The organism is Microvirga sp. CF3016 (genome assembly GCF_036314085.1).
In the GTDB taxonomy this organism is placed as follows: domain Bacteria; phylum Pseudomonadota; class Alphaproteobacteria; order Rhizobiales; family Beijerinckiaceae; genus Microvirga.
Window position 1 is genome coordinate 217,712 of record NZ_JAYGGM010000003.1, and the last position, 24,404, is coordinate 242,115.

At 64.8% G+C, this 24,404-nt stretch carries 27 protein-coding genes and 1 tRNA gene; 5 read left to right on the forward strand and 23 right to left on the reverse strand.

Annotated features, from left to right (window positions below):
- Positions 1 to 37: 37 nt before the first annotated feature.
- The 3 genes from folD to VB672_RS05540 are packed head-to-tail and all read right to left on the reverse strand — an operon-like array spanning position 38 to position 1,562.
- Positions 38 to 943 carry a bifunctional methylenetetrahydrofolate dehydrogenase/methenyltetrahydrofolate cyclohydrolase FolD gene (gene folD, locus VB672_RS05530; protein ID WP_329783178.1) on the reverse strand — a complete coding sequence of 302 codons (906 nt, stop codon included), beginning with the start codon at positions 941 to 943 and terminating at the stop codon, positions 38 to 40.
- A complete protein-coding gene (locus VB672_RS05535) occupies positions 940 to 1,257 on the reverse strand; it encodes a DUF167 family protein (RefSeq protein WP_329783179.1) in 318 nt (105 codons plus the stop codon). The genes folD and VB672_RS05535 overlap by 4 nt, the downstream gene beginning before the upstream one ends.
- Before the next feature lie 14 nt (positions 1,258 to 1,271).
- Entirely contained in the window at positions 1,272 to 1,562 is a 291-nt protein-coding gene (locus tag VB672_RS05540) for a YggT family protein (RefSeq protein WP_329783180.1), read from the reverse strand.
- A gap of 183 nt (positions 1,563 to 1,745) precedes the next feature.
- On the opposite strand from VB672_RS05540, the gene VB672_RS05545 reads away from it, so the two are divergent.
- Positions 1,746 to 1,821 (forward strand) — tRNA-Ala (locus tag VB672_RS05545).
- Positions 1,822 to 1,916: 95 nt separating this feature from the next.
- Here VB672_RS05545 and VB672_RS05550 read toward each other — a convergent pair.
- Positions 1,917 to 2,567 carry a hypothetical protein gene (locus VB672_RS05550; protein WP_329783181.1) on the reverse strand — a complete coding sequence of 217 codons (651 nt, stop codon included), beginning with the start codon at positions 2,565 to 2,567 and terminating at the stop codon, positions 1,917 to 1,919.
- A gap of 203 nt (positions 2,568 to 2,770) precedes the next feature.
- Positions 2,771 to 3,079 carry a hypothetical protein gene (locus VB672_RS05555; RefSeq protein WP_329783182.1) on the reverse strand — a complete coding sequence of 103 codons (309 nt, stop codon included), beginning with the start codon at positions 3,077 to 3,079 and terminating at the stop codon, positions 2,771 to 2,773.
- Between the two features lie 324 nt (positions 3,080 to 3,403).
- On the opposite strand from VB672_RS05555, the gene VB672_RS05560 reads away from it, so the two are divergent.
- A complete protein-coding gene (locus VB672_RS05560; protein WP_329783183.1) occupies positions 3,404 to 4,138 on the forward strand; it encodes a hypothetical protein in 735 nt (244 codons plus the stop codon).
- 82 nt (positions 4,139 to 4,220) lie between these two features.
- Here the strand turns inward: VB672_RS05560 and VB672_RS05565 are convergent, their stop codons facing one another.
- The 3 genes from VB672_RS05565 to VB672_RS05575 all read right to left on the reverse strand — a co-directional run bounded on the left by VB672_RS05565 (position 4,221) and on the right by VB672_RS05575 (position 5,716).
- A complete protein-coding gene (locus VB672_RS05565) occupies positions 4,221 to 4,511 on the reverse strand; it encodes a hypothetical protein (protein ID WP_329783184.1) in 291 nt (96 codons plus the stop codon).
- A gap of 199 nt (positions 4,512 to 4,710) precedes the next feature.
- On the reverse strand, positions 4,711 to 4,908 hold the full coding sequence (locus tag VB672_RS05570) for a hypothetical protein (protein WP_329783185.1): 198 nt from the start codon (positions 4,906 to 4,908) through the stop codon (positions 4,711 to 4,713).
- A gap of 235 nt (positions 4,909 to 5,143) precedes the next feature.
- Positions 5,144 to 5,716, reverse strand: coding sequence for a PRC-barrel domain-containing protein (locus VB672_RS05575; protein ID WP_329783186.1), 573 nt, complete (start codon positions 5,714 to 5,716; stop codon positions 5,144 to 5,146).
- A 241-nt stretch (positions 5,717 to 5,957) separates the two neighbouring features.
- Here VB672_RS05575 and VB672_RS05580 point away from each other — a divergent pair, with 241 nt between their 5' ends.
- Positions 5,958 to 6,236: a hypothetical protein gene (locus VB672_RS05580; protein WP_329783187.1), complete on the forward strand. Its 279-nt coding sequence runs from the start codon at positions 5,958 to 5,960 to the stop codon at positions 6,234 to 6,236.
- Between the two features lie 42 nt (positions 6,237 to 6,278).
- Here VB672_RS05580 and VB672_RS05585 read toward each other — a convergent pair whose 3' ends face one another.
- The 14 genes from VB672_RS05585 to aceA all read right to left on the reverse strand — a co-directional run bounded on the left by VB672_RS05585 (position 6,279) and on the right by aceA (position 21,260).
- Positions 6,279 to 6,608: a hypothetical protein gene (locus tag VB672_RS05585; protein WP_329783188.1), complete on the reverse strand. Its 330-nt coding sequence runs from the start codon at positions 6,606 to 6,608 to the stop codon at positions 6,279 to 6,281.
- Positions 6,609 to 7,100: 492 nt separating this feature from the next.
- Complete coding sequence (locus VB672_RS05590) at positions 7,101 to 7,499, reverse strand: YbaN family protein (protein ID WP_442931915.1); 399 nt, start codon at positions 7,497 to 7,499, stop codon at positions 7,101 to 7,103.
- Positions 7,500 to 7,569: 70 nt separating this feature from the next.
- On the reverse strand, positions 7,570 to 8,880 hold the full coding sequence (locus VB672_RS05595; protein ID WP_329783189.1) for an amidase: 1,311 nt from the start codon (positions 8,878 to 8,880) through the stop codon (positions 7,570 to 7,572).
- 79 nt (positions 8,881 to 8,959) lie between these two features.
- Positions 8,960 to 11,110 carry a sensor histidine kinase gene (locus tag VB672_RS05600; protein WP_329783190.1) on the reverse strand — a complete coding sequence of 717 codons (2,151 nt, stop codon included), beginning with the start codon at positions 11,108 to 11,110 and terminating at the stop codon, positions 8,960 to 8,962.
- Position 11,111: 1 nt separating this feature from the next.
- A complete protein-coding gene (locus tag VB672_RS05605; protein WP_329783191.1) occupies positions 11,112 to 12,125 on the reverse strand; it encodes a sensor histidine kinase in 1,014 nt (337 codons plus the stop codon).
- Between the two features lie 41 nt (positions 12,126 to 12,166).
- On the reverse strand, positions 12,167 to 12,616 hold the full coding sequence (locus tag VB672_RS05610) for a response regulator (protein ID WP_329783192.1): 450 nt from the start codon (positions 12,614 to 12,616) through the stop codon (positions 12,167 to 12,169).
- On the reverse strand, positions 12,617 to 14,860 hold the full coding sequence (locus VB672_RS05615) for an ATP-binding protein (protein WP_329783193.1): 2,244 nt from the start codon (positions 14,858 to 14,860) through the stop codon (positions 12,617 to 12,619).
- On the reverse strand, positions 14,857 to 15,423 hold the full coding sequence (locus tag VB672_RS05620; protein WP_329783194.1) for a biliverdin-producing heme oxygenase: 567 nt from the start codon (positions 15,421 to 15,423) through the stop codon (positions 14,857 to 14,859). The genes VB672_RS05615 and VB672_RS05620 overlap by 4 nt, the downstream gene beginning before the upstream one ends.
- Positions 15,420 to 16,175, reverse strand: coding sequence for an ABC transporter permease (locus VB672_RS05625; protein ID WP_329783195.1), 756 nt, complete (start codon positions 16,173 to 16,175; stop codon positions 15,420 to 15,422). The genes VB672_RS05620 and VB672_RS05625 overlap by 4 nt, the downstream gene beginning before the upstream one ends.
- Positions 16,172 to 17,110 carry an ABC transporter ATP-binding protein gene (locus VB672_RS05630; protein ID WP_329783196.1) on the reverse strand — a complete coding sequence of 313 codons (939 nt, stop codon included), beginning with the start codon at positions 17,108 to 17,110 and terminating at the stop codon, positions 16,172 to 16,174. Before VB672_RS05630 ends, VB672_RS05625 begins: the two co-directional genes overlap by 4 nt.
- Positions 17,107 to 18,288 carry an ABC transporter permease gene (locus tag VB672_RS05635; RefSeq protein ID WP_329783342.1) on the reverse strand — a complete coding sequence of 394 codons (1,182 nt, stop codon included), beginning with the start codon at positions 18,286 to 18,288 and terminating at the stop codon, positions 17,107 to 17,109. Before VB672_RS05635 ends, VB672_RS05630 begins: the two co-directional genes overlap by 4 nt.
- Before the next feature lie 292 nt (positions 18,289 to 18,580).
- Positions 18,581 to 19,495 carry a glycine betaine ABC transporter substrate-binding protein OsmF gene (gene osmF / locus VB672_RS05640; RefSeq protein WP_329783197.1) on the reverse strand — a complete coding sequence of 305 codons (915 nt, stop codon included), beginning with the start codon at positions 19,493 to 19,495 and terminating at the stop codon, positions 18,581 to 18,583.
- A 179-nt stretch (positions 19,496 to 19,674) separates the two neighbouring features.
- On the reverse strand, positions 19,675 to 19,884 hold the full coding sequence (locus VB672_RS05645) for a DUF4170 domain-containing protein (RefSeq protein WP_329783198.1): 210 nt from the start codon (positions 19,882 to 19,884) through the stop codon (positions 19,675 to 19,677).
- Between the two features lie 56 nt (positions 19,885 to 19,940).
- The gene (gene aceA, locus VB672_RS05650) at positions 19,941 to 21,260 is read right to left on the reverse strand and encodes an isocitrate lyase (RefSeq protein ID WP_329783199.1); all 1,320 of its coding nucleotides are present in this window, start codon (positions 21,258 to 21,260) and stop codon (positions 19,941 to 19,943) included.
- Positions 21,261 to 21,448: 188 nt separating this feature from the next.
- On the opposite strand from aceA, the gene VB672_RS05655 reads away from it, so the two are divergent.
- On the forward strand, positions 21,449 to 22,882 hold the full coding sequence (locus VB672_RS05655; RefSeq protein ID WP_329783200.1) for a helix-turn-helix domain-containing protein: 1,434 nt from the start codon (positions 21,449 to 21,451) through the stop codon (positions 22,880 to 22,882).
- An 8-nt stretch (positions 22,883 to 22,890) separates the two neighbouring features.
- Here VB672_RS05655 and VB672_RS05660 read toward each other — a convergent pair whose 3' ends face one another.
- A complete protein-coding gene (locus tag VB672_RS05660; RefSeq protein WP_329783201.1) occupies positions 22,891 to 23,631 on the reverse strand; it encodes a glutamine amidotransferase in 741 nt (246 codons plus the stop codon).
- A gap of 359 nt (positions 23,632 to 23,990) precedes the next feature.
- Between VB672_RS05660 and VB672_RS05665 the strand changes: the two genes are divergently transcribed.
- A complete protein-coding gene (locus VB672_RS05665; protein WP_329783202.1) occupies positions 23,991 to 24,380 on the forward strand; it encodes a response regulator in 390 nt (129 codons plus the stop codon).
- The last annotated feature ends 24 nt before the right edge of the window (positions 24,381 to 24,404 follow it).

The window sequence follows — 24,404 nt, forward strand, 5'->3', positions numbered from 1 at the left end:
GAATTGCTTGCTTCTTGCAACACGAAAGCTGGCCTAACTAAATTTTGGCGAAATCCACCGCCGGCATGGCGAGCCCACGCCGCAGGCAGGCGGCCTCGAGCGTGTTGCGCAGGAGGCACGCGATGGTCATCGGGCCGACGCCGCCGGGAACCGGCGTGATGGCGGAGGCGACCTCGGCCGCTTCCGCATAGGCCACGTCCCCCACCACCTTGGTCTTGCCCTCACCGGCGGCCGGATTCGGCACCCGATTGATGCCCACGTCGATCACGATGGCGCCGGGCTTCACCCAATCGCCGCGCACCATCTCAGGCCGCCCCACGGCGGCGACGAGGATGTCGGCGCCGCGGCAGACCGCTGGAAGATCACGGGTCTTCGAATGGGCCACCGTCACCGTGCAGCTCTGGGCGATGAGCAGTTGCGCCATGGGCTTGCCGACGATGTTGGAGCGCCCGACCACCACGGCGTTGAGGCCCGAAAGATCCCGTCGCACCGATTGCGCCAGCAGCAGGCACCCCAGGGGCGTGCAGGAGACGAGGCCCGGCACGCCGGTCATCAGCCGTCCGGCATTGATGGGATGGAAGCCGTCCACGTCTTTCGCCGGATCGATGGCCTCGATCACCTTCTGCGCGTCGATCTGCTTCGGCAGCGGCAATTGCACAAGGATGCCGTCCACGGCCGGATCGGCGTTGAGCCGGGCGACGAGGTCGAGGAGCTCGGCCTCGCCGGTGGTGGCCGGAAGCTTGTGCTCGAAGGAGCGCATGCCGACCTCGACGGTCTGGCGCGCCTTGTTCTTCACATAGAGCTGGCTCGCCGGATCCTCGCCGACGATCACCACCGCAAGACCGGGCGTGACGCCCTTCTCTCCCAAGCTCTTCACGGCTCCGGCGATGCGGGAGCGCAATCCCTCGGCATAGGCTTTTCCGTCGATGATCGTGGCGCTCATGGGGTGTTCCGTCCTGTCAAAGCGGCGAGGGCGGCGGCAAGCCTGTCTCCTTCGCCCGAAACGAGAAAAGTTTTCAGCCGGGCGGTGGCGCCCGTCTCCAGGCTCACCGCCGAGGCTGGACGCTTCAGAGCCTTGGCGAGCAGGCGCCGGACCGCCTCGTTCGCCGCACCGTCCTCCGGCGCGGCCCTGACCCGGACCTTCAGCACGGCCTTGCCGTCCGACAGGGCCTCGACCCCGTCGATCGCATCCCGCCCGCCCCGGGGCGTCACCCGGACCCGGATGTCGAGCCCGTCGGGGCGGATGCTCCAGGCCAAGGGCTGGCTCCCTCTTAGAAAGCGATTGGCATCAGGTAGTCGACGATCAGGTTCTGGATGAAAATGATCAGCAGGATCAGGATGATGGGCGAGATATCGACGCCCCCGAGATTGGGCAGGATGCTCCGGATCGGCCTGAGGACCGGCTCGGTCACCGCATCCAGGAAGTTCCAGATCGAGCGGACGAAATCGTTGCGGGTGTTGACCACGTTGAAGGCCACGAGCCAGCTCAGGACCGCCGAGGCGACGATGAGATAGGTATAGAGCTGCAAGGCCAGCAGAATGACGTTGAGGAGCGCGCGCATGGGAAACCTGTCAGGGATCGGCTTTGCTCATGTAACGATTGAAGCGGGGCCGAACAACCCATAACCGCCCTGGCAGCGCTGCCTTTTCCCGTTCGGATGCCGCTCCAGTCCTTCGCCGGCCCGATTGACAGATCAAAGCCGGCAGGCCTAAAACTTGCGCCACTTGGCTCGATTGAATCGACCGGGGCTGTAGCTCAGATGGGAGAGCGCTGCAATCGCACTGCAGAGGTCAGGGGTTCGAATCCCCTCAGCTCCACCAAGCTTTTCAGAGACTTGCTTCCAAGTGCGAGCGGAGCTCGCCTCCGTCGTATAGGCGAGCCGTTGATGCTGCCTGTCCGGACATGTTCCTTATCCTCAGGACGGGGGTGACGGCGGGGGTTTTTCGACTGGTGATGCCTCTTTCTCCTGCTGACCGAGAGCCTGCTGCAGATCCGGACCCAGGCTCCCGACAGGAATGTTCTCATACTGCGAAACCGTTATGCAGCGTCCCTCGATGCTCGCCATCACCACAGCATTGGCAGACGGTTGCTGAGCGTCGCTCGTCGAGGAATTCATGATGTTACGCCGCTCGTCGCCCGGATCGTTCTCCTTCCTCACGGCTATGACGTACCAGACGTTTCCCGTCCTGGCCGCTTCAGCCAGCAGCCGTGCTCGTTGCTTTGCCTCGTTCAAGGCCTTGCGGCGTTCTTCGATTGATTCACCTCGCGTGAAGGCCAGATTGGGCGGCGTATCTCCACTCTCGCCATAGAGGTGGACGAAGTTCAACGTCATCCGCAGACCGTCGACCTTGACCTCCGTGACGGGAAGAGCCGCGGCTTCCTTTCGCCCTTGAACGAACTCGCGGACCGATACGTCGCACGACCGGAACTCGTCCGGTTCCTGCCCTGCCTGCTGGGGCTTCGATTGTTCCTGAGCAGAAGGATTGCGCTTTCGGGATGGTGCACTCTCGGCCGCAGCGGTGAGAGCAAAGATACATGCAACAGCTAATGAAAATGCTCGCACCATGGCTCCATTCTCCTGAAGTCAGGAAGAACGTCGCCAACCCGGCCACCGGCCAAGCCGCTTGCTGGTAACGAGTCCTCAGCCGAGATGGCTACAATCAAGAAAACAACGCTTGGGCCGTTTCTTGGTTGCTCGGCGGGCGCTACGCCCAACAGCTCTGGCTGCCTATCGTCCCGCCATATGAGCGCCCATAAAGCCCGAACGGCTCACGCCCCGCGGCTCTCCAGATAAACCCTCGCCGCCTTCACCGCCGCATCGCATTGGGCCGACGTGCCGCCGAGAACCCCTTCGGGGGCGGTGCGGCCGGTCCAAACGTCGAGCGTGGTCGTGACGACCCAGAGCGGCTCGGCCATCGCGCGGTCGGCGAGCGTCGGCAGGGAGGATTGAGCGCATGCTCGCACATCGGCGATGATGGCCTGGGGCGCACGGACCTGGGCCAGGCGCTCGCTCATCTCCGCCTGGAGCGGATCGACGATCAGCACGCTGACCACGGCGGACAGGAGTTCTTGAAGCATTCTCACCTCTGGCCGGCTTCGGATCATGAAAAGATCCGACATCACGCGAGCGCCGGCACGGCTTGCGTCAGAGGGGCCCGGATCGGGGTCACCTGAGATGTAAGGATGGCAGGCCAAGGTTCAAGACTGTGCCGCTCGGTCCGTCTGCGCCCGCACAGGCCGGCCCGACGATCGACGGGGCCCCGAAACGCCATTGAAGGACAAGATTCCCCTGCGACCAAACGTACTTACGTCACAGGGTGTCCGAGCCTCAAAGTTGCCTGGATTGGACCTGTATGACCGAACCTGTGTCGGAAGCGATTTGCGGATCGGATCATCAGCCTCATGAGCAGCCCGCCCCAGTCCCGAAGTGACTTTACCTTTCCGTGGTCTGTCGATCATCAACCGCAAAACGGGCTCATCGAGAAAATCGAACAGTTCTACAGGCTCTGCCTTCTGCGCTGGCAGTTCATCGAGACCTGCCGGAAGGCGGCGCAACCGGCGCTCGCGCGCGTCGGCACGGTCACCGATCAGACCGTTCTTGCCACCGCCCTGATCGTCCTGCCCAAGGTGTTCGCCCGATGGGACGCGCTGCGTCCCACTTTGGTCTCCCACACACGGGCGCTTCTGCCGTTCGTCCCGCTGGCCAGTGCCGAGGACAAGGCGATCGACAGCGACCCCGCCTGGGAGCTTCTGGCCGAGTTCCAGGCGCTTTCACCGGACCAGCAGGACAAGGCGGCCAAGAACCTGTCTCTCCTGTGGGATCATTTCGAGCACATGTTCGGGGGCCTGAGCGGCTTTCTGGCGGAGTCGCCGATCGAGCAATCGCTCTACCTCGACAAGCTGGTGACGGCCTCGCGCCGCATGAAGCTGGCGCGCGGGTCCGAGGTCGCCTTCCACTATGTGACGGTCGAGCTCATGCGGCTTTACGTGCATGGCCTGCAGCTCGGGCGCTCGGATCGCGCCGCCCTGTCGCTGGCGTCCACCGTCGTTGCCCTGATCAATCGCGGGCGCATGATGACGCTGGCCATTACCGCCGAGGTGGATTCACGCCCAACGCTGCATGCGGCGGTCGCATGACCGGCTCATGCCCGAATCGGACCAAAGGAGAACGCCTGAGAGGCAGCGCCCCTCAGGCATTTCAACAGGATCGGTTTTGACGTTAGCGGCAGCGGCGCACGCGGCGGGTGACGATGTCGCCGTTTGGTTCCTCCTCGCGGATCACCACGGTGCGGCAGCGTTCGACGCTGCCGGTCGACAGGTCATCACGGTCGTAGACGCGGCGGCGCTCGATGTAGCGGCGCTCGTAACGGTCGCGGTCGCGGTCCGGCCCGACCTGGACGCTCGGACCATCGGGACCGATGCCGAACTGCACCTGGGCCGACGAAGGTGTCGATACGACGAGGCTCGAACCGATGAGAGCGGCTGCCAAGAGCCAAGCTGATTTCTTCATCATTCCATCTCCACGTATTGTCGTTTGATGATCAACGCGTTACTTCGCTTTACGTTTCATGGAATGGAACGACAGGATGCATCATCCTCGCAGATCACGACTGTACGAGGAAGCGCCGAGAAACAACTACAAACAACGATCGGCATCGGGGCCGAATACGCAAGGCGAGGAAAGCTCGCGGCCAAGCTCGACTCGGGCGCTAGCGCAGCGCCGCCTCGATGTCGCTTTGTTCGACGACGCGCTCGATCAGCTCCGCCTGGCTCTTGATGCAGTAGAGCGGCACGCCTCCGGCCGTTGAGGGCAGGAGCCGCAGAACCCGGAAAAGATCGTTCGGAAGGCTGTGGCAGGTCGCTTTGGGCCGCACGGCTTGGCCGATTTTGAACACATGCTCGATCATGGCACCCTCCTGGAATCGGGGATGAGGCCATCATAGCAGTCCCGCGCTCCTGCCGTGAGGCTTTGCTCACCGGCGCATGGTGCGGACTCAGAGGGCCACGTCAGCGAAAACCGGGCCCCACTTTTCCGCACCATGCGCCGGTCATAGTTTGGACCATCGGATTGGTCCCAAAAGTGGATTCCACTTTTGGGACCGATGCTCTAAGGGCGCGGCTCCTGCGGGGCAGGCCGTGCGCTCAGATCGGACCTCTCGGGATATCGTGCCAGTAATCCCGCATCTCCTGCTCCCGCTTGCGGTCGGGCCAGATCCGATCGTCGCCGTAGAACGCCGGGGCGGCCTGCACCTGGGCCTCGGTCACATCGGTGCGGTAGCCTTCGAGTTCCTTGTCGTAGGACAGCTTGTCCCATGGGATCGTATGATGATGCACCCCGAGGCCCAGAAAGCCCCCGAAGGTCACATCGACGTAGAGAACCCGCCCGCTCACCTTCTCGATCAGCAGGCGCTTGATGGTGCCGATCTGCGTCTCGTCCGGGCCGTAGACGGCCGTGCCTTCCACCCGGTCGCTTGCGATCACCGGATGCCATACGTCCGACCGCTCGATCGGTCCCCAGAGATAGAAGCCGTTCTCGAGAATGCCGGCGACGACCACCGCCCGGCTGACATTGAGCGTCCACTCGTCATCGGGGCCGATCTGTCGCTCGAGAGCCCACGGCCCGTGTTCGGCGGGCAGCGTTTCGCCCATTGCGCTCTCGGTGAAGCCGCGCAGGTCGGGAGTTCTCTTGGACTGGAACACATAGTACGTTCTCATGAGCGCCTCCCATCGACAGGATCGATCGCTCCGCACCCCTTCCCTCGCAGCCGCCGAAGAACCGCATCCGCGCTCGGCGAGGGGATATGAATCTCAACCGAAACCGCTTGAGCGCGGTTCCTCGCATGCGCGAAAAATGCCGCGCGACCCTGCCTTGCACGACATGCCTGCAGCATTGGAGTGCGGGTCTTTCGGTGCTAGGCTCTTGCCAGGAAGCCTTCTGAGCTCAGGGAAAGAACAGGTGGTCGCAGACTTGGCAATATCCGTGCTCGTCGTCCTGGCCGGCGCTGTCGGGATGCTCCTGCTGCTTGTCACGTGGTTCGGCGGCAGAGCCATCACGCCGGAAATCGAGAACGATCTCGATCCCATCCTGGGCGCCCGCGACCCGATGGCCATCTACGAATCCCATGGGCCCTTCATTCCCATGCCGGGCCATCTGAAAACCAGCGATCAGATGGTGGATTGGATGACCAAGGAACTCCCCAGGCTCACGGCGGAAATCGCCAATCCTCGCGCGTAACGAGCCGAGCGGCTCACCGCGCGAGGACCATAAATGCCGTTGTTAGTCGCAGCGACGAACCCGTCGCTCGACGGTACGACCCCACTCGTTCTCTTCTCGAATGATGATGTTGCGGCAGCGGCTCTCGTAACGGCGCTCGTCGCGCAGAGCATCCCGGCGGCCGGCCTCATAGGCGCGGGCACGATCCTCCTCCCGGCGCTCGCGCCAGCGCTCGCGGCGCTCATAACGCTCCTGCTCGGGATCGCGCACGCCGACCTGCGGGCGACCATCCGGGCCGATGCCGAATTGAAAGGTAGGCTGAGCCAGAGACGGGGAGGCTGCGAGGAGGGTTGAACCGATTGCGGCAGCGGCAAGACAAACGATTTTTCGCATCAGAAAAGTCCTGTTTAACAATCGCAGTCCAACGCTCACTCGCAAATGCGGTTCCCGGCCAGTGTGCCGCATGCCGCCGGACAATTGCGCAATTGAGAAATCAAAAGGTCGATCACGTTTCAGGGGAACATCAGAGCCGATACCAACACGCTGACCGCATAGGCCAGTGCGATCAGGAGTGGCGCAAGCATCGCGGCTGAAGCAAGCAGGAAGACCGACAAGCTGAGGCTGCGCATGATGGGCTCCTTCAATCGTGATGCCCGCAGCGTAACCGGAACCTGGGCCTTAACATGGCGCAACCTGGGCCAAAGGCGAGAAGCTCTGCCTCGCTGCCGCTCTACTATAGCCTTGCGGAAGAGCGACGAGCGCGTACCGAATCCTCGAGCATCGGACCCAAAAGTCGGCTTGCACTTTTGGGGTCCATACGATGCTCCACTCATTTATGCGCATCGGATGAGCCGGAAAACCGGGTCCACTTTTCCGTCCGATGCGCTAGCGATCGCAGGCGTTCGGCAAAGGCGCGTCGCAATTGTCGCGGGGTCTCGGCCGCGTCGCAATGTAGAGAGCGACGCTGCCCATGATCGCCGCGAGGACGGCAAGCAGGATGCGGCTTTCGATGAGATACAGGATCAGCACGTAGGACAGGGCGAGCGCCGTCAGCGCGCAGATCTTGGCGGGCAGTGGAATGGCCTTCTGATCGCGCCATGCGGTCAGCAGGGGACCGAATCGAGGATGATCGTAAAGCCTTGCGGCCAGAGCCGGATTCGATCGGGAAAAAAACCAGGCCGCCAGGAGCACGAAAGGTGTCGTCGGCAGAACCGGCAGGAAGATCCCGACGATGCCGAGCGCGAGGCTCGTATAGCCAAGGCAGAGATAAAAGCGGCGCATCATCGAGTGTCTCGCTCGCCCGTCGGATCGATCCAGGATGAGCATAACGCCCCAGGTTCCGATCCCGTGCCGTTCATGGTTCTTGCACCAGCATCGTCTCGACGCTTGCGGCGATCTCCAGAAGCCGCCGGTCGTGGCCATGACGCGCCACCAGCATGAGACCGACCGGTCGCTCGGTTCCGGGGATCGGCAGGGAGATCCCGGTGAGATCGAACTGGTTGCCGAACATGGTGTTGCGCAGGATCAGCCAATCCATCTTGTTGTAGAGCTTGTTGTAGAGCTTGTCGTCGGCTTCGAGCGGCGCGATCAGCGGCGCCGAGATGGCGGTAGCGGGCAGCACCAGCACATCGACGGGAGACAATCGCTCGTCCATGGCGGCGATCAGCGCGCGCCTGCGGCGCAGCATGCGGATATAGATCGGCGCCGGCACGGTGCCGCTGCGGGCAATCCACCAGCGCACCCGCGGATCGAGCTCGGCGGCTTTCGTCTCCAGCCAATCCGCGTGGACCTCGGCCGCCTCGATGGACGCGATAGAGGCCGTGACCGTCGTGTCCGCCATCGCGTCGAGCAGATCCTCGATATCGTGATCGACGATTCTCGCACCGGCCCGGGACAGGAGCGTCAACGACGCCTCGAACGCCTCATCGACCATCGGCTCGGTCTGCGCAAACAGGCGTCCGCGCGGAACCCCGATCCGCAAGCCTGCCAAGGGAAAAGGTTTCACCACGCGCGGCTCCTCGCCCGCCATGATCGCATCGGCGAAGGCGCAGTCCTGCACGGAGCGGGCCAGCGGCCCGACGGAATCGAGGCTGGGCGAGAGCGGGACGGCGCCTTCCAGCGGCACCCGATGCGCTGTGGGCTTGAACCCGACGACGCCGTTGAGCGCCGCCGGAATACGCACAGAACCGCCGGTATCGGTGCCGATGGCGATCTCGCTCGTGCCCTCCGCCACCGAGACGCCGGCGCCCGAGGACGAGCCGCCCGGAATCCGCGAGGGATCGGCGGCATTGCCAGGCGTGCCGTAATGCGGATTGAGGCCGATCCCCGAGAAGGCGAACTCCACCATGTTGGTCCGGCCGATGATGACGGCGCCGGCCTGTCGCAGGCGCCGAACGACCGTCGCGTCCCTGTCGGCTGGCGGCGCATCGCGCAGGGCGATCGAGCCTGCAAGGGTCGTCTCGCCCGCCACGTCGAAGAGATCCTTGATCGACACGATGGCGCCGTCGAGCGGGCCGAGCGAGAGACCCGCGCGACGGCGCGCATCGGCTGCATCGGCCGCGATGCGCGCTCCATCGTCGTAGACGCGCAGGAACACCCGCTCGTCGGCCGCACGCCCGGCAAGGCGCGCCAGGATGGTTTCGAGCTTGTCTCTGATCGTCGTCATAGGGAACCAATTCCAACGCGGAATGTCAGGTTAGCATCCGGGTGACAAGGTGATGTCAAGCCGGATCCAGTCTTGTTCCTCACGACGCATAGCGCTCGCGGACGTCATCCGCATCGTTCTGATCGGACGCCATGGTCGAAATCGGGAAGGTGATCACGCAGCGGATTCCCGCCGGGGCGAAATCGAGCTTGATCTCGCCTCCCAGCTGCTGCGCAAGGCCACGCTGGATGAGCTTGGATCCGAAGCCCTGACGCTCGGGCTTATTCACAGGCGGGCCGCCGCTCTCGACCCATTCCACGAGCAGCGCGGGCTGGCCGCTCCCTGACGTGAGGGCCCACATCACGTGCACCTTGCCCTCCGGAACCGAGAGGGACCCGTACTTGACGGCATTCGTCGCCAGTTCGTGGACGGCAAGTCCCAGGGCGAGGACGGCGCCCGGCTGCAGGTTGATCTTCGGGCCGCGCAGGCGGATGCGTTGCAGCATGGCATCCTGGTAGGGATCCAGTTCGTTCTTCAGCACGTCTTCCAGAAGCGCGCCCTGCCATTGCGTGGCCGTGAGAAGGTCATGGGTCTTGGCCATGCCATGCAGGCGATCCATGAAGGCATTCCAGGCCGCCGGATCGTTGCTCTCTGCGGAGCGCCTGGTCAGGGAGGCTACGGATTGAACCGTCGCCAGCGTGTTCTTGACCCGGTGATTGAGCTCGTGGAGCAGAAGTGCCTGACGCTCCTCGGCAAGGCGGCGTTCGGTGATATCCTGAGATACGCCGACCATGGAGATCTGTCCGTCGGGTCCGCATCTCATGCGGCCGCTCACCCGAATCCAGTGCTCGCTGCCGTCGGGCCAGATGGCCCGATATTCCACGTGCAGATCCGAGCGGGTCGCAAGAGCCTGTGCGACGGCTTCCGCCTGCATGGCGCGGTCGTCGGGATGGATCGACGCGACCAGATCGGCATAGGAGAAGGGCTCGTCGGGCCCGCGGCCGAAATTGGCCCGGCAATCGGCCGATGTGGTGAAGGCGCCCGTGGACGGCGTGTACTCCCAGGAGCCGAGATCTCCCGCATTGAGCGCCAGGCGCAGACGTGCCTCGCTCTCGGCCATGCGGGCCAGAACCTCTTCCCGCTCCCGTTCGTGCTTGCGGATGCCCGCCGCAGCCTCGCCAAGCGCCTTCTTGATCATGTCGAATTCCAGGACGCGCGTGGTGGCCGGATCGGTGATCTCGCCCCCGCGGCCGAGGGTCTGGGCGGCGGTCACGAGCTGGTCGACCGGTTTGGCGATGGATCGGGAGAGCAGGATTGCCAGGAGAATGCCGCCAAGGATGACGGCCCCGAGGATCGTGAGCCAGAAGAGGGAGCGCTGCGCCGATTTGGCCAGCTCCGCTTCCGGGATGCTGAGCACGAAGGACCAGCCGTAGGACGGCGACTGGCTGAAATAGGTGCGCACCGCAATGCCGTCCAGCGTCACGCTCTGGAGGCGTCCTTCCCGCGAGGCCGCGAGGGCGTCCTGGACGTTGGAGCTGGCGGATTGGCCGACGAAACGCTCCGGCGCGCGGGAGCGGGCCACGATGGTCCTGCTGCGGTCGAGCACCGCGGCATTCCACCGATCGTCGATCCGCTGATCGCGGATGATGGCCTGGAAGACGTCCGGCGTGATGGCCAGGGACAGGATATAGGCGACCTGCTCGTCGAGAATGACGGGCGCATCGATGGTGATCAGGCGCTGCCCCGTCAACGATCCCACATAGAGGTCGGATACTTGGGGCCTGCGGGTTTCCTGAACGCGCCGAAGCACATCCGGACGGTTGCTGTTCGGCAGAGTCACGCCGTACGGCACGCGGGTGTTGAAGAGCGCGCGGCCGCCGGGTTCGAAGAGGGCGATCCAGGAGGGCTCCGCGAGACCCGTATTCTTCGCGCGGCGATAGAATTCTTCGAGATTCCCCCTGGCAAGGCTGGTCGACTGGGCCAGGACCTGCACCGCCACCACCGACTTCTCGATCTCGCGGTCGAGCAAGAGGCTCAGGGCGCGAACCGTTTCCTGCATGCGCAGGTCGATCGCCTGCTGCTCGGCCCGATAGCCCGAATAGAGCCCGGCTGCTGCCACCAGAATGGTCGGCAGAGCAAGGACGAAGACGAGCCCCCACAGCACCTGCCGCAACGAAGTGCGAGCGCCTTCAGGCACATCCCTGCTCGGTTGTCCGGCCCTGCGTTCCGCGTCGCCGCTTCGCCCCTTCATGCTAGCTGTCCCGAACCGGCATCAGGATACGCACGAGGGTGGCCGGGTCCTCGCGCGGCCATTCCACATGCGCATCGAGCTGGCGCGCCAGGGCCTTCAGGATGGTGCCGGAGGCGCCCGTCTGCGCGGCCTCCTTCTCCTCGAGGCTGAAAGCATCGTCCGACAGCTGGAAAAGCAGGGTCCCATTCCGGACATGAAGCAGGAGCTTCAGCTTTCCATGGCGCTCTCTATAGGCGTGCGTGAGGGCGTTGACGACGATCTCGTTGAACAGGAGCGCCATGGGGGCCGCCTTCGCGGCCTCGACCTCAACGTTCTCGACCTCGAATTCCGGCGTGATCCGCACGTCCGGAAGAGACGAGGTCAGCTCCTGGCACAATCCCTTGGCGAAGCTCGAGGCGTCGAACCGCGTCGCCCCCTGCCCGTCATAGAGATCGCGATGGGCGGCGGCCAGCGCCTGCATGCGCTCCTTCATGCGCCCGAGCGCTTGACGCACAGGTCCTTCCTCGGCCTGTCTGAACTCGATGCTCATCAGGGAGAGCAGGAGCTGGAGATTGTTCTTCACCCGATGATCGAGTTCGTGCAGAAGCGCCGTGCGCTCGTCGAGCATCCGCTGCAGGGCATCCTGCGCGCTCTTTTTCTCCCCCTGTGCCCGGGCTTCGGCGAGGGCGCGCAGCACCGTCGCGGGCAGGCGGTCGAGATTGTCCTTGAGCACGTAATCCGTCGCTCCGCGCTTCAGGGCCTCGACGGCGACCTCCTCTCCCAGGACACCGGACACGAACACGAAGGGTGTGGCGCGGGCGATCTCGAGAGCGATCTCAAGGGCGTTCAGGCCGTTGAAGCCGGGCAGAAGGTAATCGGCGAGAATGAGATCCCAGCTCTCGTCCCGAACCGCCCCGGTAAAATCGTCGGCGGAGACCACCCGCTTGATCGATGCAAGGAGGCCGGCATCGATCAAAGCCTCCGTCACCAATTCAGCATCGAGGGCGCTGTCCTCCAGGAGGAGGATGCGCAGCATCCGATCTGAGGGGGTGGCGGAGGCTCGATCCATCGATGCCCTTACTGGCCGTTGCGCCGCGGCGGCGGTTCATTGAGGATGGCCCAGAACACGCCGAGATCCTGGATCGCGTCGAAGAATTCGCGAAAGCCCACCGGCTTCACCACGAAGGCGTTCACCCCGAGCTCGTAGCTGCGCACCAGATCGCTCTCCTCCCGCGAGGAGGTGAGCATGACGACCGGAGTATGCCGCAAGCTTGGATCGGCCTTGACCTTCTCCAGCACCTCGAGCCCGTCGACCTTCGGCAGCTTGAGATCGAGCAGGACGACAGCCGGGTCGCTGGTGTTGCGACTCTCGTGAGCGCCGCGACGATAGAGGAAATCGAGCGCCTCCTCGCCGTCGCGCACCACCACGACCTCGTTGGCGAGCTGGCTCTGCTCCAGGGCCGCCAGCGTCAGTTCGAGATCCTTCGGGTTGTCCTCAACCAGCAGGATCGGTTTCAATTCCGCCATTCACGCGGCTCCTTCATTCTGATCCGGCAGGGCGATGGAGAAGGTCGCCCCCTTGTCGAGCGCTCCCTCGGCCCAGGCCCGGCCTCCGTGTCTTTCGACGATGCGGCGGACATTGGCCAGCCCGATCCCGGTTCCCTCGAATTCTTCCATCCGGTGCAGGCGCTGGAAAACGCCGAACAGCTTGCTGATGTACCTCATATCGAACCCGACGCCGTTGTCGCGCACGAAATAGATCGTTTCCCCATCCTTGCGGCTGGAGCCGATCTCGATGCGCGCTTTCTCCCGGGTGCGGGTGTACTTTACCGCATTGTCGAGCAGATTTTCAAATACCAGCCGAATCAGCATCGGATCCGCATTCACGCGAGGCAGATCCCCGACGACCCATTCGATCCGGCGATTGCCATGCTCCGCGGAAAGCTTCTGCCGGATCTCGTCGACCAGGGCTTCGACGTCCACCGGCCGGGGCTTCAGGGCCGTGCGGCCCATCTGAGAGAAGCGCAGCAGGTTGTCGACGAGGGTTCCGGCCGTGTAGGCGGAATCGATGATCGTGTCGATGTAGCGCTTGCCCTTCTCGGACAATTCGCTCCATTCCTGCTTCTTCAGGAGCTCGGAATAGCCGACGATGTGCCGGAACGGCGCGCGCAGGTCATGGGAAACCGAGTAGGAAAAGGCCTCCAGCTCCTTGTTGCTGCGGCGCAGCTCCTCCGAGAGCGAGGCCATTTCCTCGGCCCGGCGCAGCACGATGCCCACGATGGCGTTGCGCAGCTCCTTGACGGCCTCGATTTCGCTTCGGTCCCAGGCCAGGGAGCGGTTGCGCACCGTCTCCTTCCAGATCTCGAAGGAACGCCGGGGGTGAAGCCTCAAGGAGCCCGCCTCCTCCTGGACGGGCTTCTGCGGATTGCCGCCCCATTTGACGGTCTGCACGACCTCGGGCCGGAACCAGAGGACGTAGCTCGAATGCACCTTCGAGATCGAAATGGAGAGAAGGCCGCTTGCCCGATCGGCGAAAGCTTGCGCCGGCGGGTAGATCCCGGACAGGGCGTCGGTGGCGAAGACGTCCTCCTGATGGTGCTTCGACAGCCAGTCGAACAGGGCCCTGACCTGATCCTGGTCGGGGGTTCGGCCCAGGCACCAGCAATGATCCTGCGTCACGACGGCAGCGCCCTGCGCGCCGGCCAGCATCATCAGATCATCCTGGTGGTTCACGAGGCCCGCGATGAAGTGCTCCTCGGCCGCCATGTGGGCGAGCAGCCTCGACTGCACGGCCCCGAGGCGCACCCGATTCTCGGCGAGCGTCGTGTTCTCCCGCGCCTCAAGCTGCAGCGCGAAGATCTGCGTGAGGAAATCGCAGGCATTGCGCACCTGGAGCGAAACGCGCTTCGGTTCCTTGTTGTGGCAGGAGATCAGGCCCCACAGCTTGCCGTCGCGCAGGATCGAGATCGACATGGACGCGAGCGTCCCCATGTTACGCATGTATTCGAGATGCACCGGCGATACGCTGCGCAGCACCGAGTCGCTCAGATCCAGCGGTGCGGGATCGCGCGATTGGATGGGAACCGGGGTGTAGTTGGCATCGGGAATGATGCGCAGGCGGTTGCGCCGGTAGAGTTCCCGCGCCTGGGCCGGGATGTCGGAGGCGGGAAAGCGCAGGTCGAGATAGGAGGGCAGCACCTCGTTGCGGTTTTCGGCGATGACGGTGCCGTTCCACTGCGCGTCGAACCGATAGATCAGGACCCGGTCGAAGCCAGTCATGCGGCGGATGTCGTGTGCGGCCAGGTTGCAGAGGATTTCAACCGTCGAGGCCCCCTGCAATTGCTCCACGAACCGGCGCAAGGTGGGATAGAGCGCATCGATGCCGGAGACGGCACCGGAGGGCGGCTCCTCCAATTCGAGAATCGCGCAGTTGCCCGAACGGGAGATCGCCGTCTCGAAGTACTTTTCCTCCTGGGCGGTCTGGACCTGGATGGTCCGGACGAAACGGGTGCTCCCCGCCGATGGAGGATCGTCGAGCTGCGGGGCGAATTCTCTGCTGAGGGCCGGCAGCACCTGCGCGAAGGGCCGTCCGAGAACGTCCGTCGGATCGAGGCCGAAGATCTCGGCCACGTTGGCGCTGGCATAGGCGACCGTCCTGTCGGACATCCTGACCGCGAGAAGAAGTCCGTGCGGCTGGATGCTGCCGGGAATGTGGATCGGCTCCCGCTCGCAGGCGGTCAGATCGATGTCTTGCGGCGGTTGCAGGGTCATGGGGTCTCGCACAGCCAGTCATGCATGATGGTGAAGGTTTCCTGCGCGGCCCCGACGATGAGATCGTCGGCCTCCGGCGACGAGGCCTCCAGGAGCACCGCGCCGAACGACTTCCACATGGCAGCGACATTGCGTCCATAGCTGCGGAAATAGGCGCAACCCGTTTCCGCAGTGAATCCCAGCCGGTTCTCCACCTCGCACGCGATCATGGCGCCGCCGAGCGTCGAGCCCTCGACCACATACATGCTTCCCAGCACGGCCTCCGGGACCGGCAGGGGCATGAGAGGCCGGCATTGTGGCAAACGAATGATGTCTTCAGATTTTAGTCCTAGCGCCTCGAGGTCCTTGGCGAGAAGCTGCGTCTTGCAGCGGCTCCGAAAGAAGGCCCGGTCGGGAGCCTGATCGGCAGCCTCGCCCTCCCAGGCCCTGTGGAACCCATAGAAGCGGATCAGCAGGTCCCTGTAGGCCTCGCGCGATGCGATCCGGCGGTCGAGATCGATGGCGGCCTCGATCCGGTCATGCGCTTCGCGGGTTTCGATTTTCAGTCGTTCGAGCAGTGTCATGAGATCTCGTCCAGGGGGCGGCCCAGCCGTCTGGCGGCCATCCGTTCGGCCAGTCCCAATCCGTCGTGGATCAGGACGGCGAGCAGCGCAACCACCAACCCGCCCTGCAGCACGAAGGCGACGTTGTTGGATTGAAGGCCCGCGATGATGACCTCGCCCAATCCCTTGGCCGCCACCGTCGAACCAATGGTCGCGGTGCCGAGACTGATGATCACCGACAGGCGGATGCCGGCCAGAATCACCGGGAAAGCGAGCGGCAGCTCCACCTGCAGCAGGCGCTGGCGCGGATTCATGCCCATGCCCTTGGCCGCCTCCAGCGTCTGCGGCGAGACTTCCATCAGGCCGGTGAGCGTGTTCTCGAAGATCGGCAGAAGGCCGTAGAGGAAGAGCGCGATGAAGGTCGGCTTCTCGCCGAAGCCGACGAGCGGCACCGCAATCGCCAGAACGGCGATGGGCGGAAAGGTCTGGCCGATATTCACGAGGCTGCGCGACAGCGGCAGGAACTCGCTCCCCGACGGCCGCGTGACGAAGATCCCGAGCCCCACGGCCAGGACCGTGCTGGCAAGCGTCGCCAGAAACACGATGCGCAGATGCGACAGGGTCAGGGCGAGGAGGCTGCCCTGATTGTAGATCGCCGGCGCGTCGTTGATGGTCAGGGGCTTGAACGCGAAGGCGAAGAGCTGCGGCGCGGCGATGAAGAGCACCAGCAGGAACAGCGCCGCAGCACGCAGGATGAACGACCGCCGGCTCATGCCGCGGACCGTCCATGAGCCAGGATGCCCTGCACGCTGACGCGTCCGACGAGGGCGCCGGATGCATCCACCACGGGCAAGGCTTCCCGTCCCACCCAAATCAGCCGCGAGAGAGCATCCCGCAGGGAATCGGTGATGCGGATGGGCTCGCCCTCGGCGTCGCCGGCCTCGAGCGCCGCCTGCACGTGCAGCAGGGACAGGAGGCGGAAAGGCCGCTCCGCCGTTCCCACGAGCTGCTCGACGAAGGCTTCCGCCGGATGCGTCAGCAGTTGCGCAGGCGTGTCGTATTGCAGCAGCCGCGCCTGATCCATCACGGCGATCTTGTCGCCCAATTGGAAGGCCTCGTTCATGTCGTGCGTGACGAGAACGATGGTGGTGCCGAGACGGCGCTGGATCGCGAGGAGATCGACCTGCGCCTTGCTGCGGATGACCGGATCGAGCGCCCCGAAGGGTTCGTCCATCAGAAGAAGCGCGGGCTTTGCCGCCAGCGCCCGCGCGACGCCCACGCGCTGCTGCTGCCCGCCGGACAACTCGTGCGGAAATTTCCCGGCGAATTCCGCCGGATCGAGCTGGAACAGGTCGAGCAATTCCTCGACGCGGGCGGCGATGCGCCTCTTGTCCCAGCCGAGAAGGCGGGGCACCGTAGCGATGTTCTCGGCGACGGTCCGGTGGGGGAACAGCCCGTAGCCCTGGATGACATAGCCGATCCGGTGCCGCAGCTGATCCTCCGGGATCGCCATGGTGTCCTCGCCGTCGATGAGCACGCGGCCCGCGCTCGGCTCCACGAGACGGTTGATCATGCGCAGCAGGGTCGACTTGCCGGCCCCCGACGTGCCCACGACGACGGCGATCGCCCCGTCCTCGACCCGCAGGGACACGTCGTCGACGACGGTGGTCGCGCCATAGCGCTTGGTGAGGCGCTCGATCTCGATCATGAGGAGCCCCGCCTGGTCAGATCGATGATCGCATCGAGGACGATCGCAGCCGCGAAAGACAGGGCGACCGTGGGGATGGCGCCCAGGAGCACGAGGTCGATCGCCGTCTGGCCGATGCCCTGGAAAACGAAGGTGCCGAAGCCGCCTCCCCCGATCAGCGCCGCCACCGTGGCCAGTCCCAGGTTCTGCACCAGCACGATGCGGATGCCAGCCAGGATGACGGGAAGCGCCAGGGGCAGCTCGACCTGCCACAGGCGCTGACGCGCGGACAATCCCATGCCGCGCGCCGCGTCGGTCACGGCGGCGGGCACCTGGCTCAGCCCGGTGACCGTGTTGGCGACCACGGGCAGCAGGGAATAGAGGAACAGCGCGATGAAGGCCGGAGCGGCTCCGATGCCGCGAATGCCCAAAGCCGCGAGGAGAGGCACATGGGCGGCCAAGAAGCCGAGTGGCGCGATCAGGATGCCGAAGAGCGCGATGCTGGGAATCGTCTGGACGATGCTGAGCACCTGGAGGATCGCCGTCCGCACGGCCCGCACGCGGTGGGCGAGAACGCCGAGCGGAAGCCCGACCAGGCAGGCGGCCACCATCGAACCGAAGGCGAGCCACAGATGCTGGCGCGCCTCGCGCCAGAAGGTGTCCTGCCGGTTCGCGTATTCCTTGAGCAGGGAGAGATCGGTCCAGGCGCCCGACAGAAGCAGAAGGGCGATCGCTCCGATGGCCGCCGCCAGGGCGGCGAGCCTCGCCCAGGGCCCCAGGCGCAGGCGCGTCAGCGCATCGGCGGCGATCAGCGCGAAGGACAGGGCCAGCAGCCAGAAACCCAGCGACGGCGAGACGCGCGCGAAGGTGTTGCCGGCCGGCGTGACGAACCCGGCCGACCACCCGACCGCGGGAAAGATCGCGCACAGGCCGACGGACGCGGCCGCAAGGCGGATCAGCGGTGTCCGGATCAGCGCCCCGCACAGCGCCACGCCGAGCGCCACGGCCGCGACACCGAAAGCGCCCGGAGGGGGCAGCGCATCGACCAGCATCCGCCCGTCGCCCGCCACGATGCGGTTGGCGCGGTAGATGACGAAGGGCGAGGCGAAGAGCGCGACGCCGATCAGGACCGCCATCACGCTCCCCAGCCGATCCGGGGACAGAGATGGACGCAACGAAGGCATGCCGGGCGCGGTCATTCGGGTGGAGATCGTGTTCACAAAACTTCCGGCCCTTATCGCATCACCGGTGTCATGAGAGTGCGGCTCATCAATTTCTCCCTCGTCCTGCCTCGTCATCACGGGCCTTGTGCCGGTGACCCCGATTGGAAAAGCGCGGCGCTCCACATCATCGGGATGGCCGGCACAAGGCCGGCCATGACGGGACGGTCTCACTTGCGAGCCAGAGTCCTAGAAGCAACGTAGCGGCGTCTCGAAGAAGCATCCAGTATGCACTGGAAACGCCTTCGTCCTCTGAGATCAGAGCCTCAGATCATTTCAAGAATCCCTTGGACTTCAAATAGTCCGTGGCCACCGCCTTCGCCGGCTCGCCGCCCACCTGGACGCGGGCGTTCAGCCCCTGGAGCGTGGCGAGGTCCAGGGAGGCGAAGACGGGCTTCAGGATCTCGGCAATCTTCGGGTTCTCCTTCAGGACGGATTCGCGGATGATGGGCGCCGGCGCATAGACGGGCTGCACGTTCTTGTTGTCCTCCATCACCACGAGGCCCGACGGGGCGATGCCGCCATCGGTGCCGTAGACCATGGCGGCATTGGCCCCGCTGGTCTGCTCGGCCGCCGCCTTGATGGTGGCCGCCGTGTCGCCGCCGGAGAGCACGATGAGCTGGTCCGGCTTCATCTTGAAGTCATAGGTCTTCTGAAAGGCCGGCAGGGCGGCCTCCGAGTTCACGAACTCGGCGGAGGCCGCCAGCACGACCTTGCCGCCCTTCGTCACCCATTGGCCGAAATCGGCCAGCGTCTTCAGCTTGTTGGCATCGGCCACATCCTTGCGCAGCGCGATGGCCCAGGTGTTGTTCGCCGGCGAGGGATCGAGCCAGACGATCTTGTTGGCGTCGTAATCGAGCTTCTTGGCCATCTCGAAGCCCTTGGCCGCATCCTTCCAGAGCGGATCGTCCGCTTTGTTGAAGAAGAAGCCCGCATTACCGGTATATTCCGGATAGATGTCGATCTCGCCTGCCGTGATGGCCTTGCGCACCACCGGCGTTGCTCCGAGCTGGATGCGGTCCTGGGTCGCGATGCCGTTGGCATTGAGCGTCAGCAGGATGATGTTGCCCAGCACCGAGCCTTCCGTGTCGATCTTCGACGAGACGACCACGTCGGCCCTGGCGGCGCCCGCCGCCGCGAAGGCCAGGGCGGCAGCCAGTGTCAGCGACTTGAGGACGGTCTTCATGCAAACCCCCTAGAGAAACAATGCCCTGCTCTTTCTAGGACAGTCGGGCCGTTTAGGCAGGGGGGAGGCTCGCCAAGAATTGTACAGAAAGTTAAAAACTTCGTGTGACGGCAAAAGATCCCGCCGAAGGAACCTGCGTCCTCCGGCGGGGCGACCGTCAAGCGCTGTCGGGGGCCTCTTCAGGCGCTCAGGGTCGTCGGAGGCTCCTGGGCGATGGTGAATCGCACCTGCGCCTGGGGACGGTGATCCTCGGAAAGGCTACGCCAGGTGCGCTCGGCCTCCATGCGGCTCTCGAAGGGGCCGACCACCCGCTCGGTGCCCTGGACGATGGTTTCGCAGTCGCAGGAGGTGTACTCGCCGCCGACCACCCAGAAACGGGACTTCATCATGATCGATCTCCATTGGTGACAAAGGTTTGAGGATTGGGTTCGAGGGTTGTGGACGCTCACTCGGCTGCCTGGAGCTTGGCCGGATTCTGGAACTGGGCGGTTTCGGTCGATTCCGCCATCGCCGTGGTGGAGGACTTGCCGCCCGTGATGACCACCGAGACCTGGTCGAAATAGCCGGTGCCGACCTCGCGCTGGTGCCGTGTGGCCGTGTAGCCGTCTGTCTCGGCGGCGAATTCGCGGACCTGGAGCTCGGAATAGGCACCCATGCCCCGGTCGCGGTAGCCGCTCGCCAGCTCGAACATGCCGTAATTGAGCTGGTGGAAGCCGGCCAGCGTCACGAACTGGAACTTGTAGCCCATGGCGCCGAGCTCGCGCTGGAACTTCGCGATGGTGGCATCGTCCAGCTTTTTCTTCCAGTTGAACGAGGGCGAGCAGTTATAGGCGAGCAGCTTGCCCGGATAGCGCTTGTGAACGGCTTCCGCGAACTTGCGTGCATCGTCGAGATCCGGATGCGAGGTCTCCCACCACAGGAGATCGGCGAGTTCCGCGTAAGCGAGGCCCCGGGCGATGCAATGGTCGAGGCCGGTGCCGTCCTTCAGGCGGTAGAAGCCTTCCGGCGTGCGGCTGTCGGGCTCGATGAACGGCCGGTCGCGCTCGTCCACGTCGGAGGTGATGAGCCTGGCCGATTCCGCATCGGTGCGCGCCATGATCAGCGTCGAGGTGCTCATCACGTCGGCGGCGAGCCGGGCTGCGATCAGGTTGCGCTCGTGTGCCGAGGTCGGGATCAGCACCTTGCCGCCCAGATGCCCGCACTTCTTCTCGGACGCCAGCTGGTCCTCGAAGTGAACGCCCGCGGCACCCGCCTCGATATAGGCCTTCATGATCTCGAAGGTGTTGAGCGGCCCGCCGAAGCCTGCCTCTGCGTCCGCCACGATGGGCAGGAACCAGTCGCGCTTGGCGCCGCCTTCCGCGTGCTCGATCTGATCGGCGCGCTGGAAGGTGCGGTTGATGCGCCGGCACAGTTCCGGGCCGGAATTGGCCGGATAGAGCGACTGGTCGGGATACATGGCGCCCGCCACGTTCGAATCCGCCGCCACTTGCCAGCCGGAGAGATAGATCGCCTCCAGGCCCGCCCGTGCCATCTGCATGGCCTGGTTGCCCGTCATGGCACCGAGGGAATGAACGTAGGGGCGTTCGTGCAGGAGCTGCCACAGGCGCTGGGCACCGCGTTCGGCCAGCGTGTGCTGGATCTGCACCGAACCCCGCAGACGATTGACGTCTTCAGCCGAATAGGGACGGCGGATGCCATCGAAGCGGCCCTCGGGAGCCGTGGGGATCAGGCTGGCGGTCGAGGCCGGGATCGTCTCGGTGGTCATGTCGTATCCTTCTTTTACATTTCTTGACAAAACCTGCTTCCGAGCCAGAATTATCGCAGAGCAGCAGGACGTCTTGTTCTCATTAACCCTCGAAGAAGCCTTTGTTTCAACGTTGGATTTCTGAAGAAAAGTGACCCTGTAAAGCTTTGACAACACGCGCTGTGTAAACTTGTAAAAAGATTTACAACATGGATGAGAGCAGAAAGCTTTTCGTGGGACCGCGCCTCAAGCGGCTGCGGCGCGAGCTCAACATGAGCCAGTCCCGCATGGCCGAGGAGCTCGGGCTGTCCCCGAGCTACCTGAACCTGATGGAGCGCAACCAGCGCCCGATCACCGCCCAGGTGCTGATCCGCCTCGCCCATGCCTATTCCCTCGATCCGCGCGAATTCGCCAACGACGACCATGAGCGCACCGTGTCGGAGCTGGAGGAGGTCTTCGCCGATCCGCTCTTCCGCTCGACGCCGGTGGCCCGGCTGGAGCTGCGCGAGACCGTGGAGAGCGCCCCCTCCCTGGTCGACGCCATCAACCGCCTCTACCGGGCCTATCAGGCCATGCGCGGTGCCCGCGAGGCGGTGACGCCGAGCCTCAGCGACCGGGATCGGGCGGAGGACGCCCCCCAGGTCAATCCGGTCGACCGGGTCCGGGAGCTGATCCACGAGGCCAAGAACCACTTTCCGGAGCTGGACGAGGCCGCCGAGGCCTTGGCATCCGATCTCGCCGTCTCGGGCCACGAGCCCTTCTTCGCCATCGCCGAGCGCCTGCACGTCAAGCACGGCATCCGCGTGCGCGTCATGCCCATCGATGTGATGCCGGATGCACTCCGCCGCTACGACCATCACCGGCGCCAGCTCCTGATCTCCGAGCTGGTGGATCCGTCCGGCAGGACCTTCCAGGCCGCCTACCAATTGGCCTTCGCCGAGATGCGCGAGACCATCGACGCCCTTGCCGCCCGCCTCGAGCCCACGGACGGACCGGCCAGGCGGCTGCTGCGCGTCTCCTTCGGCAATTACTTCGCCGGCGCCCTCATGATGCCCTACGGCCGGTTCCATGCGGCGGCGGAAGCGCTCGGCTACGATGTGGAGGTGCTCGGCGCCCGCTTCGGCGCGAGCTTCGAGCAGGTGGCGCATCGGCTCACGACCCTCGCCCGGCCCGGCGCCCGGGGCATTCCCTTCTTCCTGGTGCGGGTGGATTCGGCCGGCAACGTCTCGAAGCGCTTCTCCTCCGGCCGCTTCCCGTTCTCTCAGTTCGGCGGCACCTGCCCGCTCTGGAACCTGCACTCCACCTTCCGGAATCCGGGCCAGGTGGCGACGCAGGTGATCGAGCTGCCGGATTCCTCGCGATGGTTCTCCATCGCCCGCACGGTCAAGCGTGCCTTCAACCCCTGGGGAGCGCCCGACCCGCAATTCGTGGTGGGCCTCGGCTGCGAGCTGAAATATGCCCACCGCCTCGTCTATGCCCGCGGTCTCGACCTAGCGTCGTCGGACGCGACGCCCATCGGCATCAATTGCCGCCTGTGCGAGCGCGCCGCCTGCCCGCAGCGGGCCGCCCCTCCTCTGATGCACGCCCTGATCGTCGACGAGATGAAGCGCGGCGTCTCGCCCTTCGAGTTCGACGCGACCTGAGTGCAGGCTCAGGCCTGCAGACGGCTCGGCATGGGTTCGTCGAGCCAATGATCGAGGAAGCGGTCGAGCCAGCGCGAGACATGCGGGTCGTGCTGGAAGCGCCCGGCGAGCTGCCGGACCCGATCCTGCGCGCCCGGCATCTGCAGCCGCTCCTCGGCCACCACGGTCCAGCGGCAGAGCATGGCGTGCGTGACCTCCGGGTGGAACTGGAGGCCGAAGGCCCTGTCCCCGACCCGGATCGCCTGGGTCGGGAAATCGTCGCCGGTCGCCAGGGTCTCGGCCCCGGACGGACAGTCGAAGCCCTCCCGGTGCCAGTGATAGACGTGGCCCGGCCAGGGCACGCCCCAGTCACGGCTGAGGGCCTCGCCGGCCGGGGTCGGCAGCAGGGGATAATAGCCGATCTCCGCCCGGCCCTCCGGATGGGCCCAGACACGGGCGCCGAGGTGCTTCGCCATCATCTGGGCGCCGAGACAGAGGCCGAGATAGGGCTTGTTTTCCTTGAGCGGCACCCCGATCCAGTCGATCTCCGCCTTGACGAAATCCTCCGGATCGTTGGCGCTCATCGGGCCGCCGAAGATCACGGCCCCCGTGTGCCCGGCGAGCGTCCCCGGCAGCGGATCGCCGAAGCGGGGGCGGCGGATGTCGAGGCGGTAGCCGCGCTCCGCAAGCAGGCGCCCGACCCGGCCGGGGGTCGAATGCTCCTGGTGCAAAACGATGAGGATGGGTGCCTTGGACCGTCGCCTAGCCATGGTTTCGATCCGATGCGGAGGCATTCACGAGGCGACGAAAGTGATCACGCGGGGACATGGGACGATTATTCAGGACAAGGCGGGTTGTCCGCAAGGGGCGCAGAGTGCTGACAGGGCTCATCTCCTGGCCGGATGATCCAAAGGGGTAAAAGGATCTAGGCAAGGGCAGCCCGCCGCCCTAAGATGACCATCGCAACGATATCATAGGTTAATGCGGTTCTGTCCGGTTTTTGCATGGATACGCAAAAATGATAGAAGCGTTTGATTCTCCAGGCTTGAAGTCCAAACCATCCAGCGCATCTTGTCTCGTGCTCCGCTGAGACGTCAGCCTGCACCCTAGCGTGAAAGAAAGTGACCCCGTGACTGACAGCGTAACGAGCGACGGCGATCTCAACGGCCTGCGCATTCTCGTCGTTGAGGACGAAGCTGCGATTTCCCTGCTCCTGGAAGACATGCTTCTCGACTTCGGCTGCGAGGTGATCGGCCCGGCCGCGCGCCTGTCGGCCGCTCTTGACGTTGTGGCCCGCGAACAGGTCGATCTGGCCATTCTCGACGTGAACGTCGCCGGCGAGCCGATCTATCCGGTGGCCGAAGCCCTGGCGCAGCGCTCGATCCCCTTCGTCTTCTCGACGGGCTACGGCAGCGCGGGAATCCGCGATGCCTTCCGGGACCGCCCGGTCCTGCAGAAGCCCTTCGCCCAGCATGACCTGAAGCAGAAACTGCTGATCGCGCGCGGCAAGATGGCCTGAGATCGGCCCGTCGCTGCGATCCGT